This is a genomic window from Candidatus Vampirococcus lugosii (assembly GCF_018420025.1).
Taxonomy (GTDB): domain Bacteria; phylum Patescibacteriota; class Gracilibacteria; order Absconditabacterales; family Absconditicoccaceae; genus Vampirococcus; species Vampirococcus lugosii.
Map to the genome: position 1 here is coordinate 1 of NZ_JAEDAM010000042.1, position 8241 is coordinate 8241.

Below are 8241 nucleotides of genomic sequence, written 5' to 3' on the forward strand. Positions count from 1 at the left end.
TGATATAAAAAAATATTATGATTTATTTAATAGATAAGTTTAATGAAAAAGAAAATAGCTTTCCTCGCACCAGAAAATAAATGATGACCTTATTATATTTATAAAGATATGGTTGAAGTGTTAAAAGAAAAATACTGAAAAGAGCTTGATGTTTATTTTTTTAATTCAAAAAAAGATTGGTTAAAATTACATTTTGCAAGATATGATGTTTTATTTTCTGTAATTCCTTTTTTGTTTAAACCTTTGAGAATAAAAAAGTTTGTTTATAATTTACATGGAAATTTTGAGATAGAGAAAAAAAATAAATCTTTATGAAATAAACTACTCTACCTAGCAAAAAGAAATTTAAAATTTGCAGATAATATAGCTCTTACAAGTTATTTCTTAGCTGATAAATTGATTTTTAGAAAACAATATGAAGATAAAATAATTATTATACCAAATTTTATAGATGAAAAAGAGTATAATTTTTGAGAGAAAAAATCTAAAGAAAATGTTTATAATATACTTACAATAACAAGTTTTAAATTTTATGATAAATGAAGATGAATACTCAAACTTTGAAATGTAATATCTAAACTTGGAGAAAAGGTAGATAAACAAATAAACTGGACTATAATTTGAAATGATGAAAATCTTGAAAATTTTCAAATAATTAAAAAAGAATTTGATAAGATAAGTTTTTGAAAAAACTTAAATATTAAGTGGCAGTGATGGTTAAGTAAGGAAAAAATAAAAAATGAATTGAAAAATAATGATTATTTCTTATATTGGAGTTATCTTGATACTTTTTGAATTGTTATTCTTGAAGCTGTAGTAAGTAATATGAAAGTTTTAATAAATGATTATGAAGCTTTTGAATATATCTTTAATAAAGATATTATATGTGAAAATGAAAATGAAATGATAGAAAAAATAATAAATGATAATATAGAAAAAATAAATATTGATAATTATAAAAAAGAGCAAGTTTTAGATAAAATATTTAGTTTTATAATAAAATAAAAAATGAAAGAAATATATATAAATGGTTCTTGAGTTCCTTACAGTTCATTACATCCTATTTTAAAAAATTTTTATAAAAAATTAGAAAAAAATAATAATATATCTTATATAAATTTCTTAAAAGAAAATAAAAACACTAAACATATACCAAAAAATTTTGATAAAAAATGAATACAATCCTTTATTACAAAAATAAAGTGAAAAATTAATAGTTTACATCCTAGAATTTACATTATAAAAAACAAATATAATCAAGATATCATAACAGCAAACAATTTTTTATTAACCAAAAATAATTACTATATTGTAACATCAGGGCTTATACAATTTAGCTGATTTAAATATAAATCATTATACAACAAAGTTTTTAAAATATTTTTCAAAAAACACTTATTATCATCAAAATTAAAAAATATATTTGTATATTCACAAACAGCAATTGATGAATTTAAAAAATATTTTAAAGAAGAATTAAAATTAAATAAAGGTGAATATAAAAAAGCAGTAAATAAATTAGTATTATATTACCCAGAATTAGTAAATATGAATAAAGTAGATGAAAATGATATAAAAAAAAGAATAAACAAATCTGAGAAAATTAAATTTTTATTTATATGAAGAAACTTTGTATGAAAATGATGAAAAGAGCTTATAGAAGCTTTAGAAATTATATCAAAAGATGAAACTATAGATAAAAATAGTTTTGAAATATCAATTATAACTGAATTCTCTGATAATTATAAAAAAGAATTAGAAAAATTAACAAATATAAATATAAATACTTACTGAATAGACTTTACACAAGAAGAACTGGAAGAAAGATTTTATAAAACTCATCATGTTTTATTGCACTTAACAAGAGCCGATATATTTGGGATGGTATCACTTGAAAGTAAAAAAAGTTGACTTGCTGTAATTACAACAAAACAATATGTAAACTATCCTGAGTTGTTCAAAGAAAATGAAGCACTGTTTGTAGGTATAGATGAGAAATATAATTGGAATGATTGATTGCCTAAAATAGACTATCTTGATGCATGGTATCAAAACACTAATTTTATTTATGAAAATCAGATATGTAGCAGTATAAAGGAGATACTAACTAATAAATCAAAACTATTAGAATTATCATTAAATAATTTACAATCTTTAGAAAGATTTGAAAATAAGATAAATTTAGATAAATATTTATAAAAAATGAACTTCAAACAACTAAATAACAACTTCTTTAAGCTAGAAAATAAGCTTGATTTATTTAATAAACAAATAGATTGAGTTTATTTTTGGGAACTTGTAAGATTTTCTATAAACAGGGAAATTCTTATTAAAAAATGACTTATAACAATTCCTCATAAATGAGTTGATAATAAAATTATTTATATATTGAAAAATATATTAAATTTAAGTTATAAAATTATTTTTAAAAATCCTTATTTTTCAGAAAAAGAAAGTATTTTTATAATATGACATCCAAGAAGACCATTGATTGATTGATATTATACAGATATTTATACTAAATACTTAAAAAAATGACTATCAAAAAATAATATAGATTATCAAGATTTTGAAAACTTTACTCAAGAATATATAAAAAGTAAAGATATAGAATCAAAAAATATATTGCAACTTGATTATTTTAGTATTTTTTCATTATTATTTAAAAATAGATTCAAATTTAATAAAAAAGATGAAAAATATGTAAAAGATTTAGAATTAAAAATAAATAATGAGTTTTGAGTAAATATAGATATTTATAACAAAGTAAAAAATGAAATAGCTTCCTTTAATATTTTTTATAAACATATATATAAATTTTTAAAAAGAAAAAGACCAAAAATTATATTTGAAGTAGTAAGTTATTGATTAATAGTAAGAGCCCTAAACAAAGCATCAAAAGAACTAAATATCCCAACTATAGAACTTCAACATGGAGTTATAGATAAATATCATCTTGGTTATTCTATGTGAGATCAAAAAAATATAAAATTAAATTATTTTCCAGATTATATATTTACTTGGTGAGATTATTGGAATAGTGTTTGTAATTATCCAGAAAATACCAAACTTATATCTACTTGATTTCCATATTTTGAGCTAAATAAATCAAAGTATAATATAAATAAACAACAAGAAAAAAATATAATAGTTATATCTCAATGAGCTATATGAGAAGATTTATCAAAGCAAGTGTATGAAGTAGCAAAAGAACTTAAAGATTATACTTTTTATTATAAACTACATCCCTGAGAATTCCATAAAATAGACAATGAATTTTCTTTTTTAAAGGAACTTGAAAATATAAAGATAATTACTTGAGCAAAAACAGTTTATGATTTATTTGAAATATGTTCTATACAGATTTGAGCTTTTTCAACTGCTATTTATGAATGATTATGATTTTGATTAAAAACTATTGTTTTTGATTTACCTTGAGTTGAATATCTTGATGATTTAGTTGAAAAAGATATTGTTAAAAAAATAGATAATCCTAGTGATTGTATAGACATTATAAAAAATAAATATTTTTGAAAATCTAATGATTTTGAAAGTGAAAGTTTTTTTAAGTCAAAAGCTATTGATAATATGCTTGAAAATATAAAAAAGATATAAAAAATTTTAAATATTAAATTAATTAATAATTATGAAAAAAGCACTTATTACTGGTATTACTTGACAAGATGGAGCTTATTTAGCTGAATTGTTACTTGATAAATGATATGAAGTTCATGGAATCAAAAGAAGAGCTTCACTTTTCAATACTGATAGGATAGATCATCTTTTTCAAGATCCACATACTGTAAATAAAAATTTTATACTGCATTATGGAGATTTAACAGATAGTACCAATTTAATAAAGTTAGTATCCCAAATTCAACCAGATGAAATTTATAATCTTGCTGCACAATCTCATGTGGCCGTGAGTTTTGATATGCCTGAATATACTGCAAATTCTGATGGATTGTGAACTTTAAGACTGCTTGAAGCTATAAGAGTTGCAAACCTTGAAAAGAAAACAAAATTTTATCAAGCATCGACAAGTGAATTGTTTGGATGACTTAATTATAATAGACCAGAAGCTTGATACAATGAAGATTCCCCTATGCATCCAAGAAGTCCATATGGAGTTTCAAAACTTTATGCTATGTGGATAACAAGAAATTATAAAGAATCTTATGGTATGTTTGCTTGTAACGGTATACTTTTCAATCATGAATCTCCTTTAAGATGAGAAACTTTTGTAACAAGAAAAATAACAATAGCTGTTGCTAAAATATACTTATGATTACAAGATAAACTATATCTTTGAAATTTGGATGCAAAAAGAGATTGGGGGCATGCAAAAGATTATGTAAAAGCTATGTGGCTTATGCTACAACAAGAGGAACCAGAAGATTTTGTTATAGCAACTTGAGAATCTTATACTGTAAGAGATTTTGTAAATTGGTCTTTTGAAGAAGCTTGAATCAATATAAGATGGGAATGAACTTGAATAGAAGAAAAATGATACAATGCAAAAACTTGAGAATGTTTGGTAGAAGTAGATTCAAGGTATTTCCGTCCTGCAGAGGTAAATTATCTATTATGAGATAGCACAAAGGCAAAAGAAAAACTTTGATGGCAACCTGAATATACTGTAAGAAATATGTGTAAAGAGATGGTAGCTTGTGATATAGAATCTTGCAAAAAACAAGAAATTTTAAAAAAACATGGTTATGAGATTTTAAATCAATATGAGTAATTATTTTACAATTTAATATAATGTTATGACTATTAGACTTATAAAATCAAGTTTCTTTAATGAAAGAAAAACAAAAGAAAAACTTTGTAATTTTATAATGGACAGTGAAAAACTTAGTATATGAAATTATTGTGCTCAATTTGAAAAAAAATATGCTAATTGGCAAGAAAGAAAATATTGTATATCCTTTAATAGTTGAAGTTCTGCAAATTTAGCTTTAATACAAGCTATGATAAATATGTGAAAACTTAAAAAATGAGATAAAGTTTGATTTTCTTCTTTATCTTGGGCTACAAATGTTATGCCAATTATTCAATTATGACTAGATGCAAGTCCAGTTGATGTAGAGTTAGATACTTTAAATATTTCATTAAATACTTTTAAAAAATCAGTAGAGGAAAATAATATAAAATGTTTATTTATTACAAATTTATTATGATTTTGTGATAATATTGATGAAATTGAAAAATATTGTAATGAAAATAATATATTATTATTGGAAGATAATTGTGAGTCAATGTGAACTGTTTACAAATGAAAAAAACTTTGAAATTATTCTTTAGCTTCTACATTTTCAACTTTTGTATGACATCATATGTCAACTATAGAATGATGAATGGTGTGTACAGATAATAGAGATTTGTATATTATGCTTAATATGGTAAGAGCACATGGATGGGATAGAAATTTATCACCCGATATACAATCAGAATTAAGAGAAAAATATAATATTGACAAAGCATTTTATTCAAAATATACATTTTATACCTTAGGCTATAATTTAAGACCCAATGAAATTACTTGATTTTTAGGTTGTGAGCAAGTTCAATATTTAGATAAAATAGTAGAAAAAAGAGTTGATAATTTTAAAAAATTTGTAAATGCTGTAAACTCAAATGAAGATTTTTATAATCTAAAATACACACATATAGAAAAATTGTCAAATTTTGCGGTTCCAGTAATTTGTAAATCAAAAGAAATCTTAGAAAGATATATTGATATTTTTACAAAAAATGGAATAGAAATCAGACCAATTGTATGATGAGACCTTACACAACAATTATTTTGGAAAAACATTTATGGTGAAAATAATAGTCATACAAATGCAAAACTTATACATGAACAATGATTTTATTTTGGAAATAGTCCTGAATATACTAAAGAAGAAATAAATTTAATTATTGAATCACTTAAATAAAATGAATAAAAACTCAAAAATCTATATAGCCTGACATACTTGACTTGTATGATGAGCTATAGTAAAAAAATTAAAAGAACTTGGTTACAATAATCTTATTCTTAAAACAAGACAAGAATTAGATTTACTTAATCAAAAAGCTGTTTATGATTTTTACAAAAAAGAAAAACCTGAATTTGTTATAAATTCAGCTGCAAAAGTATGATGAATAAAAGTAAATATGAATTATCCGGCTAACTTTTTGTTTGAAAATCTTCAAATGCAAAACAATATTATCTGGTGAGCTCATTTATATGATGTAAAAAAACTACTATTTTTAGGTTCAAGTTGTATTTATCCAAGGTGATGTCCTCAACCTATGAAAGAAGGATATTTTCTTGATTGAAAGGTTGAACCTACAAATGAATGATATGCACTTGCAAAAATAACTTGAATAAAACTTTGTGAAAAAATAAATGAGCAATTTTGAAAAAATTTCATTTCTTGTATGCCAACAAATATTTATTGACCTTGAGATAATTTTGATCCTGAAACTTCTCATGTAATACCATGACTTATAAGAAGAATACATGAAGCAAAAGAAAATAATATAAATGAAGTTATAGTTTGGGGAACATGAAAAAGCAGAAGAGAGTTTTTATATGTAGATGACTTAGCAGAAGCTTGTATTTGGATGTTGGAAAACTATAATAAGAAAGAGTTTTTAAATATTTGAACATGAGATGATATAAGTATAAAAGAACTTGCTTATGTTATAAAAAATTTAGTTTGATATAACTGAAATTTAAAATTTGATGCTACAAAACCTGACTGAATGCCTAAGAAACTTCTTGATGTAAGTAAAATAAATAATCTATGATGGAAATATAAAACTAATTTTATTAATTGATTAGAAAAGACCTATAAATGATTTAAAAAATTATAAAATGTTATTTCTATATTTATATATACTAAAACTAAATCTAATATGAGTAAAAAATTAAAATTATTTTATATCGTTGCATTTGAAGAGCAAACATACAATTTTGAAAATAAAATTGAAAATATTTTAAATTTAATGCAAAATGGTAAAAAGCAACATATTACAACATTAGAAAATCACTTTTTAATGTTGAGTAAACATTTTAATATATATAATTTTTATAAATATAAAGATAATATTGAGAAGGAAAACTCTATTATATATCATCTTCCAAACTGAAGAGATGATGAAAAATGAGTAGAAGAAGAACTTTTAAAATATAAGGGAAAAGTGCCAATAGTAATGAGAAGTTATGATGCTCATTCTCCTAACAAAGCAAGTATTGATTATATGGAAAAATATCATGATTTAATTATTACATATTTAAAAAAACATGTAAATAATAATAATATATTTTTTGGACATATGTGTTATGATAATCATATAATGCACACATATCAACAAAACAAAAGTAAAAAACTTGCATGTATGATTTTAAGAAATAGAGAAGAAAGTTCTTATAATAAAGATTATAGTTTGTTTATAGAAAAATGAATAGATCTATTAAAAAATTATAAGGAAAGAAAAAAAATAACCAAATATACTGATATACATATTTACTGAACTTGATGGTCTATCAAAACAAAAAATTATTACTGACCAATAAATCCATTTGATAAAAAATATCATGTATTATGAAATTATAAATTTAATTTTGTATTAGAAAATGTTATAACTAAAACACATATATCTGAAAAAACATTAGACTCATTTCTTTCTTTTTCTGTTCCTGTTTATTTATGAGCACCAGATATAAATAAACATATACCCAAAGAAACTTTTATAAATATAAATGATTTTCAGGATTATGATGATTTGTTAAATTTTTTAAAAAATATGACTATAGAAGAATACAATAAATATATAAATTCTATTGAAAAAAATCGTAATATAATATTTAAACAATTTTCAACAGAAGAAAATTTTTCTAAGATCGTTTATAATTGGTATAATAATAAATATAAAACAAATTTTTGATTATCCAATGATGAATATAAAGAAATAGAACAATCTATATGAAATTTAAAATTTAAAAGTAGTTCTGTAATTTTATCTAATCTATATAGATATTTATATTTATTTAAATTATATTTATTAGAATATATAAGAAAATAAACTTTAAATTTTATTAAAAAAGATACAAAATTAATTTTGCATCTTTTTTCTTTTGAAAATATTTTTAATTACTTTTATCTCTTCTTTATCAAAAAAGTTCATAAAATATAAGCTTACTATTGATAGTAATGCAAGCAAAGTTTTATATAATATAATATTAAC

Annotated in this window: 7 protein-coding genes; all 7 read left to right on the top strand. The window is 21.8% G+C overall.

The features are described from left to right. Positions 1-42 precede the first annotated feature (42 nt). From VAMP_RS03475 to VAMP_RS03505, 7 genes are read left to right on the top strand one after another with little or no spacing between them, the layout of a single operon-like run. Positions 43-1005, top strand: a complete 963-nt coding sequence (locus VAMP_RS03475; RefSeq protein WP_213349310.1) for a glycosyltransferase — start codon at positions 43-45, stop codon at positions 1003-1005. A 3-nt stretch (positions 1006-1008) separates the two neighbouring features. Continuing rightward, positions 1009-2199, top strand: a complete 1191-nt coding sequence (locus VAMP_RS03480; protein ID WP_213349313.1) for a glycosyltransferase — start codon at positions 1009-1011, stop codon at positions 2197-2199. A 3-nt stretch (positions 2200-2202) separates the two neighbouring features. Beyond that, entirely contained in the window at positions 2203-3615 is a 1413-nt protein-coding gene (locus tag VAMP_RS03485) for a hypothetical protein (protein ID WP_213349316.1), read from the top strand. Positions 3616-3646: 31 nt separating this feature from the next. Next, entirely contained in the window at positions 3647-4744 is a 1098-nt protein-coding gene (gene gmd / locus VAMP_RS03490) for a GDP-mannose 4,6-dehydratase (protein WP_213349318.1), read from the top strand. A gap of 25 nt (positions 4745-4769) precedes the next feature. Further along, positions 4770-5942 carry a DegT/DnrJ/EryC1/StrS family aminotransferase gene (locus VAMP_RS03495; RefSeq protein ID WP_213349321.1) on the top strand — a complete coding sequence of 391 codons (1173 nt, stop codon included), beginning with the start codon at positions 4770-4772 and terminating at the stop codon, positions 5940-5942. Position 5943: 1 nt separating this feature from the next. After that, positions 5944-6867 (top strand): GDP-L-fucose synthase family protein, encoded by a 924-nt coding sequence (locus VAMP_RS06250; protein ID WP_213349323.1) that lies wholly within the window; start codon positions 5944-5946, stop codon positions 6865-6867. Between the two features lie 42 nt (positions 6868-6909). Beyond that, positions 6910-8079 (top strand): glycosyltransferase family 10 domain-containing protein, encoded by a 1170-nt coding sequence (locus VAMP_RS03505; protein ID WP_213349326.1) that lies wholly within the window; start codon positions 6910-6912, stop codon positions 8077-8079. Positions 8080-8241 lie beyond the last annotated feature (162 nt).